14 protein-coding genes are annotated in these 20,449 nt (G+C 57.8%); 7 read left to right on the plus strand and 7 right to left on the minus strand.

The genetic code is table 11. The features are described 5' to 3' along the window. Window positions 1–52 precede the first annotated feature (52 nt). Complete coding sequence (locus tag UH5x_RS10270; protein ID WP_047815619.1) at window positions 53–472, plus strand: hypothetical protein; 420 nt, start codon at window positions 53–55, stop codon at window positions 470–472. A gap of 538 nt (window positions 473–1,010) precedes the next feature. Here UH5x_RS10270 and UH5x_RS10275 read toward each other — a convergent pair. Both UH5x_RS10275 and UH5x_RS10280 read right to left on the minus strand, forming a co-directional pair. After that, on the minus strand, window positions 1,011–2,366 hold the full coding sequence (locus UH5x_RS10275; RefSeq protein ID WP_482635605.1) for a DUF1552 domain-containing protein: 1,356 nt from the start codon (window positions 2,364–2,366) through the stop codon (window positions 1,011–1,013). After that, window positions 2,363–4,465, minus strand: a complete 2,103-nt coding sequence (locus UH5x_RS10280; RefSeq protein ID WP_482635606.1) for a DUF1592 domain-containing protein — start codon at window positions 4,463–4,465, stop codon at window positions 2,363–2,365. Before UH5x_RS10280 ends, UH5x_RS10275 begins: the two co-directional genes overlap by 4 nt. A gap of 188 nt (window positions 4,466–4,653) precedes the next feature. Here UH5x_RS10280 and UH5x_RS10285 point away from each other — a divergent pair, with 188 nt between their 5' ends. Next, window positions 4,654–5,871, plus strand: coding sequence for a hypothetical protein (locus tag UH5x_RS10285; protein WP_482635607.1), 1,218 nt, complete (start codon window positions 4,654–4,656; stop codon window positions 5,869–5,871). Between the two features lie 270 nt (window positions 5,872–6,141). Here the strand turns inward: UH5x_RS10285 and UH5x_RS10290 are convergent, their stop codons facing one another. Then, entirely contained in the window at window positions 6,142–6,432 is a 291-nt protein-coding gene (locus tag UH5x_RS10290) for a hypothetical protein (RefSeq protein ID WP_482635608.1), read from the minus strand. Between the two features lie 306 nt (window positions 6,433–6,738). On the opposite strand from UH5x_RS10290, the gene UH5x_RS10295 reads away from it, so the two are divergent. Together UH5x_RS10295 and UH5x_RS10300 are read left to right on the plus strand one after the other, a co-directional pair. Further along, on the plus strand, window positions 6,739–8,487 hold the full coding sequence (locus UH5x_RS10295; protein WP_482635609.1) for a DNA polymerase III subunit gamma/tau domain-containing protein: 1,749 nt from the start codon (window positions 6,739–6,741) through the stop codon (window positions 8,485–8,487). An 8-nt stretch (window positions 8,488–8,495) separates the two neighbouring features. After that, on the plus strand, window positions 8,496–11,474 hold the full coding sequence (locus tag UH5x_RS10300; RefSeq protein WP_482635610.1) for a tetratricopeptide repeat protein: 2,979 nt from the start codon (window positions 8,496–8,498) through the stop codon (window positions 11,472–11,474). Between the two features lie 136 nt (window positions 11,475–11,610). Here the strand turns inward: UH5x_RS10300 and UH5x_RS10305 are convergent, their stop codons facing one another. After that, window positions 11,611–12,231: a DUF937 domain-containing protein gene (locus UH5x_RS10305; RefSeq protein ID WP_047815551.1), complete on the minus strand. Its 621-nt coding sequence runs from the start codon at window positions 12,229–12,231 to the stop codon at window positions 11,611–11,613. Between the two features lie 121 nt (window positions 12,232–12,352). Further along, window positions 12,353–13,192: a purine-nucleoside phosphorylase gene (locus UH5x_RS10310; protein ID WP_047815552.1), complete on the minus strand. Its 840-nt coding sequence runs from the start codon at window positions 13,190–13,192 to the stop codon at window positions 12,353–12,355. A gap of 103 nt (window positions 13,193–13,295) precedes the next feature. Here UH5x_RS10310 and UH5x_RS10315 point away from each other — a divergent pair, with 103 nt between their 5' ends. After that, the gene (locus UH5x_RS10315) at window positions 13,296–15,758 is read left to right on the plus strand and encodes an ATP-binding protein (protein ID WP_482635611.1); all 2,463 of its coding nucleotides are present in this window, start codon (window positions 13,296–13,298) and stop codon (window positions 15,756–15,758) included. 176 nt (window positions 15,759–15,934) lie between these two features. On the opposite strand, the gene UH5x_RS10320 is transcribed toward UH5x_RS10315, so the two are convergent. Together UH5x_RS10320 and UH5x_RS10325 are read right to left on the minus strand one after the other, a co-directional pair. Then, window positions 15,935–16,615 carry a glycine zipper domain-containing protein gene (locus UH5x_RS10320; RefSeq protein ID WP_236696406.1) on the minus strand — a complete coding sequence of 227 codons (681 nt, stop codon included), beginning with the start codon at window positions 16,613–16,615 and terminating at the stop codon, window positions 15,935–15,937. A 214-nt stretch (window positions 16,616–16,829) separates the two neighbouring features. Beyond that, window positions 16,830–17,516, minus strand: a complete 687-nt coding sequence (locus tag UH5x_RS10325) for a DUF2293 domain-containing protein (protein ID WP_482635612.1) — start codon at window positions 17,514–17,516, stop codon at window positions 16,830–16,832. A gap of 223 nt (window positions 17,517–17,739) precedes the next feature. Between UH5x_RS10325 and UH5x_RS10330 the strand changes: the two genes are divergently transcribed. Both UH5x_RS10330 and UH5x_RS10335 read left to right on the plus strand, forming a co-directional pair. After that, window positions 17,740–19,377 carry a sulfatase gene (locus tag UH5x_RS10330; protein ID WP_482635613.1) on the plus strand — a complete coding sequence of 546 codons (1,638 nt, stop codon included), beginning with the start codon at window positions 17,740–17,742 and terminating at the stop codon, window positions 19,375–19,377. An 11-nt stretch (window positions 19,378–19,388) separates the two neighbouring features. Continuing rightward, window positions 19,389–20,393, plus strand: a complete 1,005-nt coding sequence (locus UH5x_RS10335) for an AAA family ATPase (RefSeq protein WP_482635614.1) — start codon at window positions 19,389–19,391, stop codon at window positions 20,391–20,393. Window positions 20,394–20,449: the final 56 nt, after the last annotated feature.

Consider the following 20,449-nt stretch of genomic DNA (forward strand, 5'->3'; position numbering starts at 1 on the left):
CAATCCTGTGCAACTGCTGCGTCGTTTTTGGGCCCCTGTGATCATCCTGCTCATGGTAGCGATCCACGCTGCCGTGATTGGCTATGTTCGCAGTCGCGTGGCCCGGCTGAGCAACATGCAGAGTTCAGCAATCGAAATTGGGCACTTGCGATTCCAAAATCCCAACGTGCCAAACAGTACGTTTCAATTTCAATTGCACGCGATCGTGGACCCATCCCGCCGTTTTCGTGGTGAAGAGCGTTTGAAGCTGAACCAGCTTCCCATCACCGAAGCCGCCGAACAAATGCTGCGACAAGTCGAAGCCACATGGCTGAACGACCCCGCCCAAAAAGAAATTCGCGAGCGACTGATGGACGTCGTCCTGCAACACCTGGATGAACCGCTGGTGCAACGAGTCGTGATCACCGATTGGCTGTGCCTCCCCAGCCAATCCGTCCCCATGGACAGCTCCTTCACCACCGCCTCGCTGTAACCAGCGTCTTGACGCAACGACAGCCGAGCAAGGAATTTTCCTTGTTCCCAGGCTCTGCCTGGGAACACACTGTCTTGGAGGCTCCGCCTCCCGATCCTGCCGCAGCAGGCGGAGCCTGCAGTGCATTGCGTTCCCAGGCAGAGCCCGGGAACGAGAAAAGCCTCCTTCATAAAACCGATGTCCCCGGAGTCACTTGGGACGCATTGCATGCCGCTCCCAACCTTCAAGCATAAAACCGGCGTCCCGAGCGAATGCGGGTTAACTTGTTCCCTGGCTCTGCCTGGGAACACACTGTCTTGGAGGCTCCGCCTCCCGATCCTGCCGCAGCAGGCGGAGCCTGCAGTGCATTGCGTTCCCAGCCAGAGCCTGGGAACGAGAAAAGCCTCCTTCATAAAACCGATGTCCCCCGGAGTCACTTGGGACGCATTGCATGCCGCTCCCAACGGTCAAGCATAAAACCGGCGTCCCGAGCGAATGCGGGTTAACTGCCTCGCGGTCCAACCCCAAGGCTCGCAAACCCCACCTCGGTTCGATTGGGCTACGTCCGCTCCGCCATCAACGCATCGATCGTTCCAGTGCTGTCGGCGAAACGGGGCATGGGGATCCCCAACAAACGAGCTTGCGTCAACCACAGGTTGGCGAGCGGTGTTCCCTCAGGCAGGTTGATATGGCGTCCAGATGCAACCCGTTTTCCACCACCGGCAACAACGATCGGCAAGTCGTTGTATTGATGCGTTGACCCGTCTCCCAAACCCGATCCATAAGTGAACAAAGTGTTGTCAAGCAGCGTGGAACCATCGGCCTGCTCGATGGAATCCATCTTCTCCAGCAGAGAAACAAACTGCTCCATGTGGAAGCGATCGACCTTCAACAGATCATCGATCATTTTGGTTTGATTGTGGGACATTTGATGGTGACTACGAGGCTTGTCGAACAAGCTTTCGTACTTGAACGGCGTGTCCCATCGCTCAGGACCCACCATGAAAGTCGCCACGTTGGTCAACCCCGTTTGCAGAGCCACCACCATCAGATCGCCCATCAAGCGGATGTATTCTCCACGCGGCAAATAGGCCTCGGGCGGCTCGTCCAACTGCACGCGAGAGAGTTGGGACTTCATTTTCTCCAGTCGATCCATCTGCGTCTCGATCGATCGAATCGAATCGAAGTACTCGGCGAACTTGTGACGGTCTTCGTATCCCAAGTGCATCTTCAAATCGCGGGCGTCCTCGAGGACCAAATCCGTCACGTCTCGGTAGCGATCGATCTCCTGGGTCGAGAACAGCCGATGATACATTTTGCGAGGGTCGCGAATGGACGGCGCCAAGTGCCCGGTGCCATACCACGAGATGTTGTCGAAGTAGATCGACTCTTTGTTGTCACGGTGGCTATTGCAACTGAACTCCAGCGTTGGAAAGGGAGTTTCAGTCCCGATGGCATCCGCCACCAAATGGTCCAGCGTTCGATCGAGCGGCCAAGCCGTCCCTTCCACCGTGTACGGCACCGCGCTGCTCAAGTAACACGACGCACACTGCGCGTGCACATCGGTCCCTTGCTGAAACGTCCGGTCCATTCCCGTGATCAGATTGACCTTGTGCTTGAAGGGCTCCAAAGGTTCCAGCGTCGGCGTCAATCGATCCAGCGGTTCGTCGCTGGCGAACGGGTTTTGTTTCCCCAACGACTTCATCACGTTGCCGAGATTGCCTTTGGGGATCACATCCTCGGACTCACCCGGAAAGAACCCGCGCCGGACGACTCCGATGGGCACATAAAAATGAGCCATACGCAGCGGCACGTTGTTGGCCTGCCCCGCCATGGCAATGCTGGGCATCCAAGGCAACGCCAAAGAAGCTCCGCCCAGCCCGCGAAGAAAACGACGTCGAGAGGTACGAATCATGGCCCTGGATTGCTCGCAACTTGCGGGAATGATTTGGTTTGAAAGGGTTCGCTCAAAACAACTTGCCGAAGCAAGGTGTGCATTTTGTATTCGTCTGCGGCGACGGTCGCCGTGATCTCATCCAACGCGACTCGGTCGGCAGCACTCAAAGGCCGAGCCAACGCGAAACTTAGTAGATGCCCCGCCAGGGCCTCGGTGAACCGATCCTTCTCCGCCAACAAGGCATCCTTGAACTCGATCACATTTTCGAAACGATGCTTGCGAAGCAGTGTTCCCGCCATATCGACCTCGCGACCGTTCTCGTATTGATCTCGCCAAACACCGATGGGATTGAAGTTCTCCAGTGCGAATCCCAAGGGGTCGATCTGTTCGTGACAGCCTTTGCAGTCGGACCGTTTCCGGTGCATGGACAGCCGTTCCCGAAGCGTCAAATGCTCTTCGCCCTCCGCCGGCTTTTCGCCCAAGGCAGGCACATCCGCGGGAGGTGGCTCGGGCGGGTTGTTGAAAATCACTCCCGCCAACCAAGCCCCTCGGGTGATCGGCTGGGTGCGTTCTGGCCCCGATGTCATGGTCATCACGGCCGCGTTTGTGATCACGCCGCCGGTGCGTCGATCCTCGATCGGCAATCGACGAAACCGGATGGCTTGCACCGCTCCGCCCTTTCGCTCGGAATCGGTCGCCAACTCGCCGTAGGCATCCTCCAACAGATCGGATCGATACGTGAAATCAGGATCGATCAATTGGGTGATCGGTTGGTTTTCAATCAAGACCGTCTCAAACAGCAACAACGGTTCCAGCATCATGTGCATGCTGTCCCGGTACTTCAAGAAATAGAATTGCGGGAACTCATCGGGATTGGGCACCGATGAAATGATGCGTTCGAGTTGCAACCACTGCGAAGGGAAGCTGTCGCAAAAACGTTTGAGTTTCCGATCGCGAATCATGCGTTCGAATTGTTCGGTCAAAACGTCCGGCTGATGCAGACGTCCTTCGGCAGCCAGGTCCAGCAACGTTGGATCCGGAATGCTGCCCCAGAGGAAGAAGGACAAGCGAGAGGCAAGTTCATAGTCATCCACTGGGGAAGCCGTTTGCGTCTCGCCCGATGTGTCATACAGATAAAGAAAGCGGGGCGACGAAATTGTCGCCGCCGCAACCGCCTTCATGGCGACGGGAAAGTCGGTTCCCTGCTCGAGATTCCGACTCACGAATTGGCAATAACGGTTCAACAACGCATCACCGACCGGACGTCGAAACGCACGCGTCAAAAAGGGCTTCAACCGCTTTCGAACCACCCGATCAAGATCCGCCTCGGCAGCTGGCGCCGCAAAGAACGACCTCCACACACCAACATTCTTGGGTTCGAAATCAGGGCTCTCGGTGATCGATTGCCCGAGCTTCAAAAACGACTCCATCAACAGCGGCGACAACGACAAGTGATCGGCTTGGTTGTCGTAACCATGTTCGGCTCGCAAGTCTTGAGGGAACGCCGCGACGCCCGCCAACCGAGGTTCGATCAACTGTGACTTCCCCAGCGGCCGACTGCCCGCAAACACTTCGTCGGGCATTTTTCCCGAGGCCGGTTGAAAGTATCCCCGGTGTTCTCGCAGCATGCGTTCCGGCAACGTGAACACGATGCATTTCAAATCAAACAGATCCACCACCGCGTTGTTGTACTGAAACCGATTCATCCGTCGGATCGGCGTGCGCGGATATTGCTTGGTCGCGGCAACTGCATCGTGCAGGGTCGCTTGCAACTTGGCGAGCAATTCCTGGCGGATTTCTGCTGGCAATTCCGGCTCATCCTCCGGTGGCATTTCCTCCAAGTCCAACACATCGATCAGGCTTTGCAATCGATCCAGATCCTCCGCCACGTTGCCGTGGTTGATTTCCGTCAAAGCCATCTCGCCGGCTGGTTCCTCCCCCGCGGCATGACACTTCACGCAGTGAGTTTGCAAAACAGATTCCAGCGAAACGGACGTTTTCGTCAACGCGTCCGCAGCGGTTCCATCGGGTTCGGAGGCGGGTGTCGAAGCGACCGACAAAACCGTCAACGCACAGATCGTCAGGAATTCAGTGCATCTCAGCGGATGATTCCGCATGGGACAGAGTCTTCCACAAGGCAGGAAATAGAAGTGGGGGAGGGACACACAGTGTAGCAAAGCCGGTCACCCACGTTTTCCCGCTTTTTGTTGAGGGGATTTCGACGTCCACCTCGCAGGTACTCCCGACAACCCAATCCGGCATCCAACCGCCATTCAAATCGCCCCCCTCCCAAGCGAGAAGACCGATGAAACCCGCCATCATCCTATCGATTCCGTTCCTGCTCGCTCTTGCGACGACCACCTTGAACGCCTCTTCCATCCCCAGCAACATGCCCGAAACGCGAGCCATCGACAGTGACTTGGCTCGGATCGAAAGGGAGTGCCAAACGCTCCAAAACCGCCTCACTCAACTCCGACACCAGGTCAAAACAGCTCGTGACGGGGTGAAACATGCCGTCGACGCAACCAAAGCGATCAAGGCCACCGACGAGCGGTTGATCAAGCTGATCGACAATCTCAAACCCTACACATCGGTCCCGAAGGTTCGCACCATCGCTCGCACGCTTCGCAAGAATCTGCAACGCGTCCAAGAACAGATTCATGCTTTGCGAAAGAAAACGGACCGAATGGAGAAAGAAGTCCTGCGTCCAGCCAAAGAAAACCTGCGTGAACTGGAACAATCGATCCTCGGTGGCGAAGCCAAACTGGCGAGCTACCGCAAGACGATCTCGGTCTGGCGACGCGATTTACAAACCAACGCCGCACGTGCCAACTCGATCCCCGGTGGAGCGGTCGCCTTCGATGCAACCTCGCGACTGGCCCGGCCAACCGTTCGATCGATCTCCAACACACTCACCGAAACACGTCAGTCGGTCGACCGAGTGGGCAACCACCTGACCAAATGGAACGATCCCGTCCGCGCCTTCATGACCATGGACCAATCGCTCAGCAAGTTCGAAAAGAAACTCGCTCCCGCGGAAAAGACCGCCGCCAAATTGCAAAAGACGCTGGGCAAAAAACTCTCGATCAAAATCCCGTTCTCGAAGAAGACCGTTTCCTTCAGCATTCGCGAAATCTTGGAAAAACCGGGCAAGGTCCTCGGCGTCGTCTTGAAGCCACTTGAGAAGCTTGCCGACAAAGTGCTTCAACCAGTCCTGAAAGAATTGAAGCTAGAAATCAAAGCCCCCAGTGGCATTGCCAACTTGAGCAGCGAACTGAATCAACTGCCGTCGATCGAGGCCTCCCTGCGACGCGAAGCCAATCACTTGCAACAACAAGTCACCATGCGGTTGCAACAAGCCTTCCAAAATTGGAATCGCGTTCAACCTGGTCTGCCGCGGCATTTGACATCAAAACCTCAACCACCGAAGCGTCCCGTCGTTCAAGAACGCCCGGCACAAAATCCCCCCGGCTCGCGACCAGGATTGGTTCGCGAACTGCCAGCGATGTTCCTCCAGTTCTAAGGCAAAACAGGTCAACGGCTGACAACGTTTGTGCTGCCCCATTCGTTTGGATGAAGGCAGCACTGGTTCGTGCCACACAAGACCAGGCAGTCAGTCGCCCCAGTCGTCAGTCGGAGCGGCTTTCGCATCATCTCTTCGACCGATTGGGCTGCGAACGGCTAACGCCGCGAACGGCGAGCAAGGTACGCGGCCTACTCTTCGACCGTGATGATTCCATCATGATCGACATCCGCGGATGCGGGACTCATCAACATCGGCTGCCACTCTTGCTCAACGAGCGAACCGGAACCGATCGACTTCGTTCGGCAGCTGAGCACAGGCGATCAACGCGTTGCGACGGATCGAGTTCGATGGGTCACTGACGGCCATTTCGAAAAGCCGATCGACGATCTCGCTGGGGAACTGCGTCGCATCCGCCTCGACGTTTTGCTCCGCGGGCTCCTGCCCCTGGATCCCATTGCTAGACGTGAAAAGAGCCACCACAAAAACGACGGTGCCGACGATGAAGTGTTTCCACATGTCCAAGATCCCATGGGGCAAGAAAATGATCCATTGAGCCATCAGCTTGTCCCATTTGAAATCGCAACGACTGGACAACCAACCGGGGCGAAGCCAAGGGCTTGCTCGGATTGCCCCGAATTTTCCTTGGTCAGCCCAACTTTCCCTGCTCGATTTGAAAGATCCTTCAACAGTGAAAAACACGGTTTTCAAACGAAACCGGGGTTCTTTTTCGCGTGGAAGTGACTCGCAAAAGCCCGTTTGGGAGTTTCCCCCCTCATCAGCTAGAATGATCCGGTGGTGCCCACGCGGTGTCTACGATCAATTGCTGATGATGATTCGCAATACATTGGACTTTTGGATGACGGCATGACGGGGAAGACCATTCACGAACTGCTGGAATTGCCCGAGCACGTCACGTCGCCGCATGCTTACCAAGTCTTTGGGCTGAATCCGGGGGAGTCCAATGCTGCCACGATTCACGAAGCCATCGCGCAGCGAATCAACCAGCTGAAAACAGCCAAACCCGCGACGGCGCCTGAAACCTGGTCCCGGGCGGCTCAGGTCTTGCAAACCGCTCAGCGGACGCTAACGGATCCCAAGAAGAAAGCCAAACTGGACGCCCGGTTCGGCATCGTCTCGATGGACGCCTCCACTTCGGCCCCCGCAGCCAACACCACTCCAAACTCCGCGGCACCGGTGGTGGACCCTTTGGCTGCATTGCTGCCGACCAGCCCTTCGCCGAGCGCTGCGACGTCGCCACCTGCGACGCCACAACCGACTGCTCCGACCGGCGCTCCCGCTCCAGCGCCCGCCACCGAACCTGTGATCGCGGAAGTCGTGGAAGCCTCCGTTGTTGGTGGACCAGTTTCAAGCGCCCCCGCGGTCGATCAGGTGCGCGTCACTCCGGGGCCGGCCCCGGCTACAGACCTTGGCAACCTTTCGACGACGACCGCTTCTTCGCCCAACCCATCCCCAGCACCACTGGTCGTGCAATCTCGATCGCCGTCCGCTGCTCGTGCGCGTCGCCGCCAGAGTTCCGGCGGTTGGTTGATGGGCGGATTCCTGTTGCTGGGGTTTGTCATCGTTGGATTCTTGGCCGCGTTCTTCTTCTGGGGACCAGGCGAAGTCCAAGTCGTTCGCAGCAACGATGGCATCACGATCCGAACCAAGAACGACAACGCGAATCACCCCGGACAATCTCAATCGACGGTGGTCGATCGAGCCGAACCAGCTCGGCAAGGCAAACCATCCAGCGACGGAATCATGAAACGACCGGGCGCCGGTCAAGCTGCCTCGGGGGACTCGTTGGGCAATTTCTTGTCCAATCCTGATTCGATGCCCGACGCTTCCATCCCTGATGCTGGGCCGACTCCCGGGATGGGGATGCAAGCCGACGCAACCGACAACATGCAACCCAGTGGTCCCCAACCAGGCGTTGGCAGCATGTCCCCAGCCACATCCGGCATGCAGCCCGACGGGATGCAGCCCACCCCCGAGACATCCCCCCCAGATCCATCCCCACCGATGGGAATGACACCAGAGACACCTCCTGAAGCGACGCCAGAAAGCATTCAGGCAGGCGAAACCGCCATCACCGCCGCAGAAAACGCAATCCGCCAATCCGATTGGTCAACGATGAAGACCTTGGCGGAAACCGCTGAGAAAGCCGCGGCAAACGAGGAACAAGTGACGCGTGCTGAAACCGTTTACCAAATCACCGACCTGGCGACGTACTACCGCGGCGGCGTTTCTCGAGCGATGGCGAATCTGAACGCGGGCAACGAGTTCAACGTGACCGACGCGATTTCGCTGTTGGTGGTCGAAGCGAGCGCCGACCAACTGATCGCGCGCCGCGGAGCCCGCAACTACACCTACCCGCTCAACGAAGTTCCGTTTGTGGTCTCTCAAGCCTTGGCCGCGTTTCAATTGCCGATGGAATCCGAAACCGGGCAAGCCGCTCAGGCCGTCTACGAGTCGATCGCCTCCAAATCCACTCCCGAGGTCCGCGCGGACGCGGTGAGCATTTTGCGTTCGTTGCAAAATGTTGAGGGTGCCGACGTTCAACGGATCGCAGAGTGGATTGAAACCCGATACACCCCCAACACTTCGCAGTGACCATCACCTTGAGTACCAAGCTAGCGTTCGCAATCGTTGCCGGGTGCTTCATCGCCTGCATGACTCCCGTTCAGCTTGCCTGGAGTGTTGACCAAGAACCGTCCACTCCGGACATGCCCTCGCCCCAAACAGAGATGCTGGCCGCATCCGAATTTGATGATCGAGTCCAGACCACCCTGCGATGGTGGAGCGACCGCGATCAATGGCGATCCGATGTGATCCAGGCCACTCGCCATCCCGATCCCGAAATTGCAGACCGTGCTCGTTGGGTCCAATCGCAATGGCAGCGAGGAATTCTCACTGACACACCGACGAAACTGGTGAACGTCCTCGCGAAGGTCACTCCCGCCGAAGCAATCGAAGTGTTGCTCGAAGCGGGTCGCTTCAATGCCGCCACGGTGGCGATCGAAGAGGCCTCCGGGACAATTGAATACGAAGCGATTCTCGCGCGAGTCTCGTTGGTCGTGGAATCTCGTTACCCGATCTACGCTCGAATCGCGATCCTGCAGGATTCGTTGCCCGACTTGATCGCGTTTCTCAACTTGGCATCCGCCAACAAGAAAATGGCGTTGTGTCGCGACGACCTGATTCGACGTCCAGGCGATTCGCCCACACTTCCCGCGTCCGCGGAAAACTGGCGTGAGGACCAACGCGCCGAAGCCTTGTGCGTGATGCACTTGCTGCGAGGCAACCACGACGCGGCCACTGAAATCGCCCAACAACACGACGAACTTGCCCAGCAAAATTTGGCCGGCACCGACGAAACGAACTCTTCACGGCACTCACTCAATCGAGTCGTTCGGATGGTGATATCCGATTGGAATGCGATCGCCGAAGAATCCTCTCAAGCAGCCAAGCGGCTCGAACAATCGGCTCAAAAAGGAACGCCCGTCAGCAAACTGAATGCGCGCGACGAAGCCATTCGACATTGGTCCGACACGTTGATCGCCGCGACACGATCCGGCAACACCTCACTGCGTCAAGAAGCCATCCAAGCCTTGACACGAGACAACTCGGAAAGCTTGTCACCATCCTACGAAACGCTGCGTTGGCGATCGTTGTTGATCCACGGCGAAGTCGACACGGCGATCGACATCCTGGAAAAACAATCCCCGCGTGAGGCAGCCTCAGTTGCAATCAAGACCTCTCGGCATGCACGTGGTTTGCAGTTGCTGGGCTTCGACGCAGAGCAATTGGACACACACCTGGAACAATGGCTCGATGAAGCCATCGGTCAACAACGCAGTGTCCCGGAAAAGGAACTGACCTCTGGTTCGGATGTCTCCCCCCAAGACAAAGTCTTGGATTGCCTCGCGTTGATGCGCGTGGCAATCGACGTGGGGCGGAACGACATCGCCTACCGGATCGCAACGCAACTCTCCGATTCACGGCTGTATGTCAAAGCCAGCCCCGGTCGCGAATCGGTCCTGACGCGGCACTTCGTTTTGGCAACGTTGGCTGCCACCGCGAAAACGGACTGGATCTTCGAACTGGCTGCACCAGAAAAACCCAGCCTCCTGTCGCGTTTGTCACTCCGGCTGGTTTCGCGGGTGGTGGATCCAACCAGCGAAGAACTCCTGTATTACCTGAACTGGTTTCTCTTTCAACATCGCCCGGACTGGTCCACCGAGCAATGTTTCATCACAGCCTGCGAGATCGCGAGAGCCGAGCCGAAAGACGTGCGTCGACATCGTGAATGGATCGATTTGCTTGGCGAGCACCTTCGTTCGGGGGAATCCGAAAGCGATCTCCAACTACGCACCAAAGTGGATGAGTACACCTTGTCCGAATCGGATATCCCGTCGTCCGAACAATGGAAACTGCTCTTTGAAGCACACGGACGCCCCGACCTCGTCCGCGCGATCGTTCGCGGCCAAGCGAACAACGGCGACTTGCAGGCTCAACTGAACTTGCTCACCGATCGACATCGTGATGAATGGCATGCTCCCACCCCGGAAGACTTCGAAAGCATCTGGCAAGAACTGACCAGCGAACCGCAAACGGTTTTGAATTCGGGACTTCGCGATGACGCGATGATCGGCTTCGAGATCGTCCTGCAGCAATTCTTGTTCGCCCAGCGTGATGGCGATCAACCACTGGCCGATCAACTTGGAGAACAACTGCGGGTCATGGCAGCTTCCCCATCGACCGACATGCGACAAAAAATGGCGGACGCGTTGGCTGGCGCGGGCATGTGGGATCTGGCCGAAGATCTCTATCAATCGCTACTGCTGGTCACAGCCTTCGAATCGGACGAAACGCTTGCTTTGATGGACATCGCCCGGGCCTACAACCGGTTTGTTTTGCGACGCACCACGGCCACCTCCCCCGACGAAGGCAACGCTGCCGAAGCGGAACTGGAACGTTTGCCATCCACCGTCATTGAAAAACGCCAGCGAGCCATCCGCTGGTACGACCTCGGTTTCGCGGGAACCTTGGCCGCCTCGGACTATCAAGAAATCAACTACGTCACTCTGCCCCAGTTGATCTTGAGGAATCAATTGGAACTGATTCTTCAGTCCGATCAGCAGCAATTGACCTCGGAGGAACAACAAGAAGTCAAGCGTCTCTTTGAGTTGCTGCTTCGCTTGGAACCCATCGACATCCACTCCGCGGAATTGATGCTGCCACGAATCAAGCAGTTGGGCATGACGGAATTGGCCGACGAATGGCTCAACCGAATCGTGGACGCGGGCCAGCAGCACATGCGTCAATTCCCGCTCGATGCGACCGCCGCCAACAATGTGGCTTGGTGTGCCGTTCGCAACCATTCCCGATTGGATGACGCGTTCGATCTGTCACGCCAAGCCGTTGCGATGGAACCGGACAGCGCCGTGTACCGAGACACACTCGCTGAAATCTTGGCTCAAAGGGGCGAAATCACCCAAGCCCTGCAGCTGGAACGAACCAGCCTCTTGGATGATCCGGGCCAATGGCACCTGCACCTGCAAATCGACCGCTTCGAGTCGATGAAGCAAGCTGAGTAGCGCCTCGCTCATCCCGTTGGGAAGCTGCGTCCATTGAGGCCGATGGTCAACGACCAAGTTCCCCCCACAGCCTCGTTTCAGGAGAGGTGCAGCGTACGCTTCCGCCGGATGAGACAGAAATGGAACGTGTCCTTCCTCACTTGCGACCGAACAACCGCCCCATGCCGAACTGGACGACATCCATCATGTCAAAGTCGCCGTCGCCGTCTTGGTCAAACATCCGGCCCAACATGCTTCCACCATCGGCCGATTGCTGAACCGACGCCTTTTCTTGCCGAAGCATGTCACCCAGGCCATCGGGCGACAAACCTTTGGACTTTCGCTGCTGTCCTAGCACGCCCATCAGGACCGGCGCCAACATCATCATCAACTTGGTGGATTGTCCCATCGAGAGTCCGCTCGCGGCGCTCACACCATGTTCGACGCGTTCTTTCTTGTTGCCCAGGATGTGATCCAAGATCGCGCCGCCAGCGGTGGTCTTGGACGTCACGCCTGAATTTTGCGTTGCATCATCGGATCCAAACAATCCGCCCAAATGATCCAGCACCGAACCGTCATGATCACGCTCCAACGCGTGATGCAGTTGAGCCGTTTGAGTGGGATCGTCGGCTTGACGCGTCACCGCGCCCAGCAAGGTTGGCAACGCGGCACTGACCGCATTGCGAACCGCAGACTCATCCGCACCCAGCGATCGACTCAGGCTTGAGATTCGCTCGGGTGTCATTTGTCGACCGACTTGTTCCAACAACTCAGACATAGATCAATCCTCGAGACGGGCTTTCAGAAAAGAATGGGGGGTGCCTGAACGATTGTATCTTTCGCCACACCACCTTGGCACCCGTCACGATCACCCCATCGCGACTGAATCGATCAAGCGATCAAGCGATCCGAACTTCGCCGCACTCTTCGACGATGCCTCGAACGATGGTTCGCAACTTCGGTTCGGCGGCATTTGCCGTCGCAATGATCTCAGACACATCAGCCGGTTTCAGAGCGTCCGGTAAACACATGTCGGTGATCACACTCAATCCAACCACTTTCATTCCGGCGTGCACGGCGACGATCGTTTCCGGAACGGTACTCATTCCAACCACATCGGCACCGATCTGACGGAGGTAGCGATATTCAGCGCGTGTTTCCAAGCATGGTCCCGCCACGGCCACAAAAACACCTTTGTGAGGATAGATGTCATTGCGTCGAGCGATGGCCAACGTGCGGTCGATCCAAGTTTGGTCGTAGGGTTCGCACATATCGGGAAAACGTGGCCCCAAGCGGTCGTCGTTGATCCCGATCAAGGGATTGCCGCCCATCAAGTTGATCTGGTCCTCGATCACCATGATGTCGCCGTTGTTGAAATAGGGGTTCATCCCCCCGCAGGCATTGCTGACGACCAGCAACTCGGCTCCCATCGCCTTGAAGACACGCACCGGCAACGTGATGTCCTTCAAGTCATAACCTTCATAGAAGTGGAAACGACCCTCCATCGCCAATACAGGCACGCCGCCCATCCGGCCGATAATCAAGCGTCCCGCGTGGCTGGTTGCGGTCGACTTCAGAAAGTGCGGCACCTCCGAGTAATCCAGCGAGGCTTCGACTTCGATGTCCTCGACCAAACCTCCCAGTCCGGTCCCCAGGATGATGCCAACGCGCGGTGTGTCGCGGGTGTGACGACGGATTTCTGTGCAGGCTTCTTCAATTTTGTCGTGCAGATCGAGCATGGATCAGGTTGAGTTGGAGTGCCACCGATGATTGAAACTGCCGAACGTTGTATGTTACCAACCGCTTGGAATCCACTCGTCTGCTCGCAACATGATTCGTCGCATGCCTTCATCTTCTCCCTCTCAAACATCCGCCACACCGTCTCCCGACGTGTTTGAAAAGCTGGCCACGTTCTATTTGGGACGCGAGTACGATCTCGCAAACGGCAAAGCACTCGACAATTTGCTGCTCTACGATGCGAAGGACCTGTGCACGCATGCGATGTGCGTGGGCATGACCGGCAGCGGAAAAACCGGGTTGTGCCTGTCGTTGTTGGAAGAAGCCGCGATCGACGGCATCCCGGCGATTTGCATCGACCCCAAAGGGGATTTGGCGAACCTGATGCTCGCCTTCCCCGACATGAAACCTGATGATTTCCTGCCGTGGTTGGAACAAGGCGAAGCGTCTCGCAAAGGCATGACGCTGGAGGAGTACGCTGCGAAAACGGCAGAGACGTGGAAAAACGGCTTGGCCTCCTGGGGGCAATCCACCGACCGCGTCGCCCGATTCAAAGCCGCCGCCGACGTCGCGATCTACACCCCCGGCAGCAACACCGGGATTCCACTGACCGTCCTGAAGAGCTTTGACGCGCCACCCCCGGAAGTCCTCTCCGACACCGACGCGATGCGAGAACGTGTCACGGGTGCTGCCTCGGGATTGCTGACGCTGCTGGGAATGGAAGCCGACCCGCTGCTTTCCCGCGAACACATTTTGATCAGCTCGATCTTGGAGCATTGTTGGCGGGACGGACGCAGTGTCACGATTGGTGATTTGATCGGCTTGATCTCCGCACCGCCAATCACCCGAGTCGGTGTGCTCGACCTCGACACCTTCATGCCGCCCAGCGAACGAGCCAAGCTGGCGATGACGCTCAACAATTTGTTGGCCTCGCCCGCGTTCTCGTCGTGGCTGGAAGGGGAATCGCTTTCGATCCCCGACCTGCTGTACACCAAAGAGGGCAAACCCAAACTCTCGATCCTGTCGATCGCACACCTCGGCGATCAAGAACGCATGTTCTTCGTCACGATCTTGCTCAACGAAATCGTCTCCTGGATGCGAACGCAAAGCGGCACCAGTTCACTGCGAGCGATGCTGTACATGGACGAGGTTGCCGGTTACTTCCCACCGGTCGCCAACCCGCCCTCCAAACCGCCGATGCTGACCTTGCTCAAACAAGCCCGGGCGTTTGGACTGGGCGTCACACTTGCGACTCAGAACCCAGTCGACCTGGACTACAAAGGCTTGTCCAACATCGGCACCTGGTTCCTCGGCCGATTGCAGACCGAACGCGACAAAGCTCGGGTGCTGGATGGGCTGGAAGGCGCCGCCGCTCAATCCGGCAAACCGTTCAACAAGGCTGAGATGGAACAATTGCTCGCGTCACTGGGCAGCCGCGTGTTCCTGATGAACAACGTTCATGACGATGGCCCGACCGTGTTCCAAACCCGCTGGGCGATGTCGTTCCTGGCCGGCCCTTTGGCTCGCGACCAAATCGCCATGTTGATGGCGGACCGCAAAGCGGAACTCGCGGCCGAACAAGCTGGCGAACACGAATCCGTTTCCAATGAAGTCTCCTCGCCCAGCCGCCCGGTCTTGCCAACCGGAATCGGCGAAGCGTTCCTGGTTCCGACCCGGTACCCCAGCGGCGAGGGTCGCCGTGTTTACCGAGCGGCGCTACTGGGGGAAGGCTCCATGCACTTCGTCCGCAGCAGCGCCGGGGTGGACGAATGGGTCGACGCCCGCCGAGTCTTGCGATGCGGCCAGGGAGTTCCTGAGGACGTCTGGGAATCCAGCGAACCTTTGGATGTCGATGCCGAATGGGTGTCCGATCCAGAAGAAGGTTTCGACTTCACCGATTTGCCGGACGACCTTCGGGGAGCCAGCAAGCTGAAGTCGATTCAAAAGCGATTGAAAGACTATCTCTACCGACATCATCCCATGGAGCTTTTCAAAAGCCCCGCCCTGGGTGAGTACGCCCCCGCAGGGGCCAATGAAGTCGAAGCACGACTGCACTTCCAACAAGCCGCTCGTGAAGAACGCGACTTGCAAACGGAAAAACTGCGTGACAAATACGGCTCCAAGATGAAGTCACTCGAAAGCAAAATGCGGACGGCAGAGGAGCGAATTGCCCGTGAAGAAGGGCAATACGAATCCGCCAAGATGTCTTCCATTCTGTCCTTCGGCACCTCGCTGATTGGTGCGTTCATGGGACGCAAGATTGCCAGCCGAACGAACGTTTCCAAGATGTCGACGGCAGCACGCGGCGCGTCACGCGCCGCTCAACAACGCGGCGATGTCAAACGCGCTGAAGCGGCGTTGGAGCAACTGCACATCGACATGCAAGAACTCGAAGACGAACTGCGTCACGAGATCGATCAGCTCGTACAGGAATTCGACATCGAAAACCTGGAGCTCGAAACGGTGACGATCCCACCGCGAAAAAGCGACCTGAAGATCGGCGATCCCGTCATTCTCTGGACGCCTTGGCAAGTTGACTCCACCGGCGACGCCACCGCGTTGTTCTAAGCCCCGCGTTGTTCCTGGTATCGTGTTTGGTTGGGTTCCCGCAACAACCGCTCCTGAAACGAAGTTTGTGGAGAGGTCGAGCGACGCCGTTCAGGCGCACGCGAGGGTGAGGGCCGGGCAGGGATTCGGATTGCATGGCCCTCCCCGGTTAAGAGTCGGCCCGAAACCGCCTCGGATCAGCGGCCGTAGTGGATATGAAATCCGCTGCTGTGACCATGACGAGGTGGTGCACGGTAAACCGGACGAGCCCTGTAAACAGGCGCCGGCTGAACGTACACACGTGGCGCGGGCACATACACTGGCGTTTCGACCACCGCCGGTGCTCGGACGATGACCTGGTCACCGACGGGAGCGTTCTGCATCGCTGAGATCACCACTTCGCTGACGCCTTGTTGGTGCAACGTGATGATGTCTGAAACGACAGGGCGTCGCTGAACACCGCGGGATGCGATTTGATTCAGCACCACACCTTCGCTGACACCGCTGCGGCACATCGCAACAACATCGTTGAACGAAACTGCCCCGGCGGGAACCGGAGCCGGTGTGTAAGCGGGAGTGGTCTGGGCGTAGGTGGATTGCCCGTAGTACTGCTGAGCTCGCAGCTCTTTGTCTTTCGCGTTGCCCAGCACCCCACCAGCGACCGCGCCGACGGCGCCACCGATGGCGGCTCCGGCACCCGCTTCGCCGTTGTTGTCTCCGATGATCGCACCTGCGATCGCACCGGTGATGCCGCCCCAAGTTGCACCGCGTTGGGTATTGGCTTGGGCCATGGCACTGTTGGGGGAGAAGACTCCCGATGCCAACACGGCGGCACCGACGAGAATCAAACGGACGCTAAAGTTGAATTGGGTTTTCATATTCAATGCCACCTCAAACGGGGCAAACGAAGGGAACGCGAACGGAAAGGTTTGCTCGCCTCGGCTGCGACAGAAAACATCCGTCGACCATCTATGCTTTTAGATCGGCAGTCCCTTCAACGACAACGCCAATTTTTTGTATCCACTTCACAACCGCGCGCAATCACCCGTGAAACTGCTCTGTGAAACCGCGTGACGAAACTCTGCCGCGAAACTATCCCCGCAGCGCCTTGGCCAGTGGGCAGCCGACCATCGCGTTTTCCTCGCCGGCGCGGTATTTCTGCAGCAACTCGCGAGACTTTGCCGCCAGCTCGCGACGAACTTCTCGGCGGCGGCCTTTGACACGTTCGATTTTCATGTTGTCGTAAGCCGTTGTTTGATGACGCATCCAAGCGATCACGGCGGATTCGGCTCGCCGCTCGATCGGAATCCGTTCGGTTCGAGCGACGGTGCCGCTGCCGACCGGTGTCGCGTGCTCGGTCACCGCCTTGGCGAGATGCTTGGCAACGGCGGAGTAATCCGGTGCAAATTTTAGAAAATCACAGACGGCTTGGAAGAAATCCTCCACGTACTCGCCCTGCTTCTCGTCCCGCCGCTTTTTCGCGGCCGCCTGTTTCTTCGCGTAGCCGGCCGTTGACCGAGTCGCTTCCATCGATGCCTTGGCATCCGCGATCTGCTTGGAATCCGCCCAGAGCCCCTGCGAAAACTCTCGCCGGCCTTTTTTCTCTTTGACCGTCCAGGTCGGCCCCGCGGCTTTGACGCGGCGAGTCACTCCCGCATCGCCTGGCGGTAACAATTCCCACCCGCTCGGGACTTCGCAGACCTCGCCCGACGGCAACCGAACCGTTCGTTCTTGTGGCCCCGGCGAACCGGTCAATGTTTCAGTGGATCGATCCGCCATCGTCGTCTTTGAATGGGGTGGTGACTGTCCTTCTACGAGCTCAATATCGGCATGCGATCATCCATCCCCCAGCCCAGTCATGGCACCTCGATTTCCGCCAGAATCGTCATAACTTCCCATCAATCGCGGCATCGGCTCCCAACCTGCATTCCTCCACAGGCTGGAAGCCGATGCCACTGACAAGGAGCCGAACCACCACCGAGTGCCCGTGGATTGGGCTACAATGACGCTCAGTCCGATCCTCGATCCGGCTCTGCCAATCCCTTCTTTGCTTCACTTCTTGTGCCGTCAAATGCTGCGATCTCTTTTCGCTGTCCTCTTGCACCCTCGTGCTTCATCGAACCTGGTGGCCACGACCCTCTGTTTGCTTGCAACGATCACCTCGTTCGCCAACCAGCCAACACTCGCCGCGGACGAACCTGCGCCTCAACCATCACGCCCCAACGTTTTGTTGTTCCTGGTTGATGATTTGGGGTGGGCAGACTTGGGCTGCTACGGCAGCACCTATCACGAGACCCCACAAATTGATGCGTTGGCAGAATCGGGAACGCGATTCACCAACGCCTACGCCGCCTGCCCCGTGTGCTCTCCCACGCGAGCGAGCATCATGACGGGACGCCACCCGGTTCGTGTTGACATCACCGACTGGATCCCCGGCATGTCGACCGACCGCGCCCAGAACCCTCGGTTTCAGCACATCGACGATCGTGAAAACCTGGCCTTGGACGAGGTCACGCTCGCCGAACACTTGCGAGACGCCGCCGACTACCAAACGTTCTTTCTTGGCAAGTGGCACCTGGGCGACGTTGGGCACTTGCCCACCGACCAGGGGTTCCAAGTCAACATCGGCGGCGGCCACAAAGGCTCACCACCGGGTGGCTACTACTCGCCTTGGAAGAACCCGTATCTGAAAGCGAAGCACGACGGAGAATACCTGACGACTCGCTTGACCGACGAAGCCATCTCGCTGGTCGACGCCGCGTCTCGTGAAGACAATCCGTTCTTCATGATGATGAGTTACTACAACGTTCATTCGCCCATCACCGCTGACAAGCGAACGATCGATCACTATCAAGAGAAGCAAGCGAACACGCCGGAACTGCAAGGCGACACACCGACGATTGCGGAACACGATGCGGTCACCCGAGGCCGCCAAGACAACCCGGCTTACGCGTCCATGGTCAAGGCCGTCGACACCAGCGTCGGTCGTATCCTGCAAGCATTGAAGGACCACCAAGTCGATGACAACACCCTGGTCGTGTTCTTTTCCGACAACGGCGGCCTGTCGACACTTCGCAAATTTGGGCCCACTTGCAACTCACCCCTGCGAGCCGGCAAGGGCTGGTTGTACGAGGGCGGCATCCGAGAACCGTTGCTGGTTCGTCTGCCCCAAACGATGGCCGGCAAAACAACGGTCCAGACAAGTTCCCTTGCACCGAAGACCGTCGACTCGATCGTGTGCAGCACCGATTTGTTCCCGACCATCCTCGATGTGGTCGGATTACCACTTCGTCCCGAATTGCACGCCGACGGCATCAGCTTGCTGCCCACGATCACTGGCGAGGAAGCAACCAACGCTGGTTCCTCCCCCCGCGAACTGCACTGGCATTACCCGCACTACCATGGTTCGCTGTGGCGTCCCGGTGCCGCGATCCGGCGAGGCAATTACAAATTGATTGAGTTCTACGAAACCGACACCGCAGAACTGTATGATCTATCCGTCGACATGGGCGAAACCACCGATCTGTCGCAAACCGAGCCAGAACGCTTCGCCGAACTGCGTGACGCACTTCGGCAATGGCAAACTGAAATGGGAGCCAAAATGCCCGTTCCCAACCCCAACTTCCACTCTTCGAACTGACACAGAAGCTTATGAGCACCACCGTCGATGCGATGCGAGCCGACGCGGAACAATTTCGCCAGCGATATGTCGCCGTCCGTGAAATGATTGGTCGCGTGATCGTGGGTCACGATGACATTGTCAGTGGGGTTTTGACATCGATGCTCTGCGGTGGTCACTGCTTGCTCGAAGGCGTGCCGGGCCTCGGCAAAACGATGCTGGTCCGGACCTTGGCTGAAGTCCTGGAACTGCAGTTCAATCGCATTCAGTTCACACCTGACCTGATGCCCGCCGACATCCTGGGCACCAACATGGTGGTGGAAGACGAATCCGGTCGCCGCAAATTTGAGTTCCAAAAGGGTCCGGTCTTCACCCAAATCTTGCTGGCGGACGAAATCAACCGAGCGACGCCAAAGACGCAGTCGGCCATGCTGGAAACCATGCAGGAAGGCACCGTGACCGCGGGCGGGCATCGCTACACGCTCGACCAACCTTTCTTTGTGTTGGCCACGCAAAACCCGATCGAGCAAGAAGGCACCTACCCGCTGCCCGAAGCACAGATGGACCGGTTCCTGTTCAAATTGGTGGTCGGTTACAGCAACCGGGACGAACTGGCGACGATCGTGGACCGAACCACACGAGGCGAACGCCCGGAAATCGAAAAGGTCATGGACGGCGAAGAAATCCAACGCTGGCAAAAGTTGGTTCGCGAGGTCATCCTCGCCCCACACGTTCAGGATTACTTGGTCCGACTGACCATGGCGACTCACCCGGATGGGCCTTACAGCGTGCCAATCACCAATGAATACGTGCGTTGGGGCAGCAGCCCGCGTGGTGCCCAAACCCTCGCATTGACGGCCAAAGTGCAGGCTTTATTGGACGGCCGGTTCAATGTTTCCTTCGAAGACATCCGGCGAATGCTCTTGCCCGCGATGCGTCACCGGGTGCTGCTGAACTTCGAAGCCCAAGCCGAGGGCATCGACACAGACCGCGTTTTGCTGGAAATTCTAGAGAAGGTTCCAGAAAAAGGCGATTGATCGGTGCTTGCATCCGTCTCACAATCCCGCCCCCACTTTTCAATTTCATTCTTTAA

Source organism: Rhodopirellula sp. UH5, assembly GCF_056839225.1.

Excerpts from the sequence above, each read along its gene's own strand:
- UH5x_RS10270 (WP_047815619.1), top strand. The coding sequence starts at position 53 with ATGGTAGCGATCCACGCTGCCGTGATTGGCTATGTTCGCAGTCGCGTG.
- UH5x_RS10275 (WP_482635605.1), bottom strand. The coding sequence starts at position 2,366 with ATGATTCGTACCTCTCGACGTCGTTTTCTTCGCGGGCTGGGCGGAGCT.
- UH5x_RS10280 (WP_482635606.1), bottom strand. The coding sequence starts at position 4,465 with ATGCGGAATCATCCGCTGAGATGCACTGAATTCCTGACGATCTGTGCG.
- UH5x_RS10285 (WP_482635607.1), top strand. The coding sequence starts at position 4,654 with ATGAAACCCGCCATCATCCTATCGATTCCGTTCCTGCTCGCTCTTGCG.
- UH5x_RS10290 (WP_482635608.1), bottom strand. The coding sequence starts at position 6,432 with ATGGCTCAATGGATCATTTTCTTGCCCCATGGGATCTTGGACATGTGG.
- UH5x_RS10295 (WP_482635609.1), top strand. The coding sequence starts at position 6,739 with ATGACGGGGAAGACCATTCACGAACTGCTGGAATTGCCCGAGCACGTC.
- UH5x_RS10305 (WP_047815551.1), bottom strand. The coding sequence starts at position 12,231 with ATGTCTGAGTTGTTGGAACAAGTCGGTCGACAAATGACACCCGAGCGA.
- UH5x_RS10310 (WP_047815552.1), bottom strand. The coding sequence starts at position 13,192 with ATGCTCGATCTGCACGACAAAATTGAAGAAGCCTGCACAGAAATCCGT.
- UH5x_RS10315 (WP_482635611.1), top strand. The coding sequence starts at position 13,296 with ATGCCTTCATCTTCTCCCTCTCAAACATCCGCCACACCGTCTCCCGAC.
- UH5x_RS10320 (WP_236696406.1), bottom strand. The coding sequence starts at position 16,615 with ATGAAAACCCAATTCAACTTTAGCGTCCGTTTGATTCTCGTCGGTGCC.
- UH5x_RS10325 (WP_482635612.1), bottom strand. The coding sequence starts at position 17,516 with ATGGCGGATCGATCCACTGAAACATTGACCGGTTCGCCGGGGCCACAA.
- UH5x_RS10330 (WP_482635613.1), top strand. The coding sequence starts at position 17,740 with ATGACGCTCAGTCCGATCCTCGATCCGGCTCTGCCAATCCCTTCTTTG.
- UH5x_RS10335 (WP_482635614.1), top strand. The coding sequence starts at position 19,389 with ATGAGCACCACCGTCGATGCGATGCGAGCCGACGCGGAACAATTTCGC.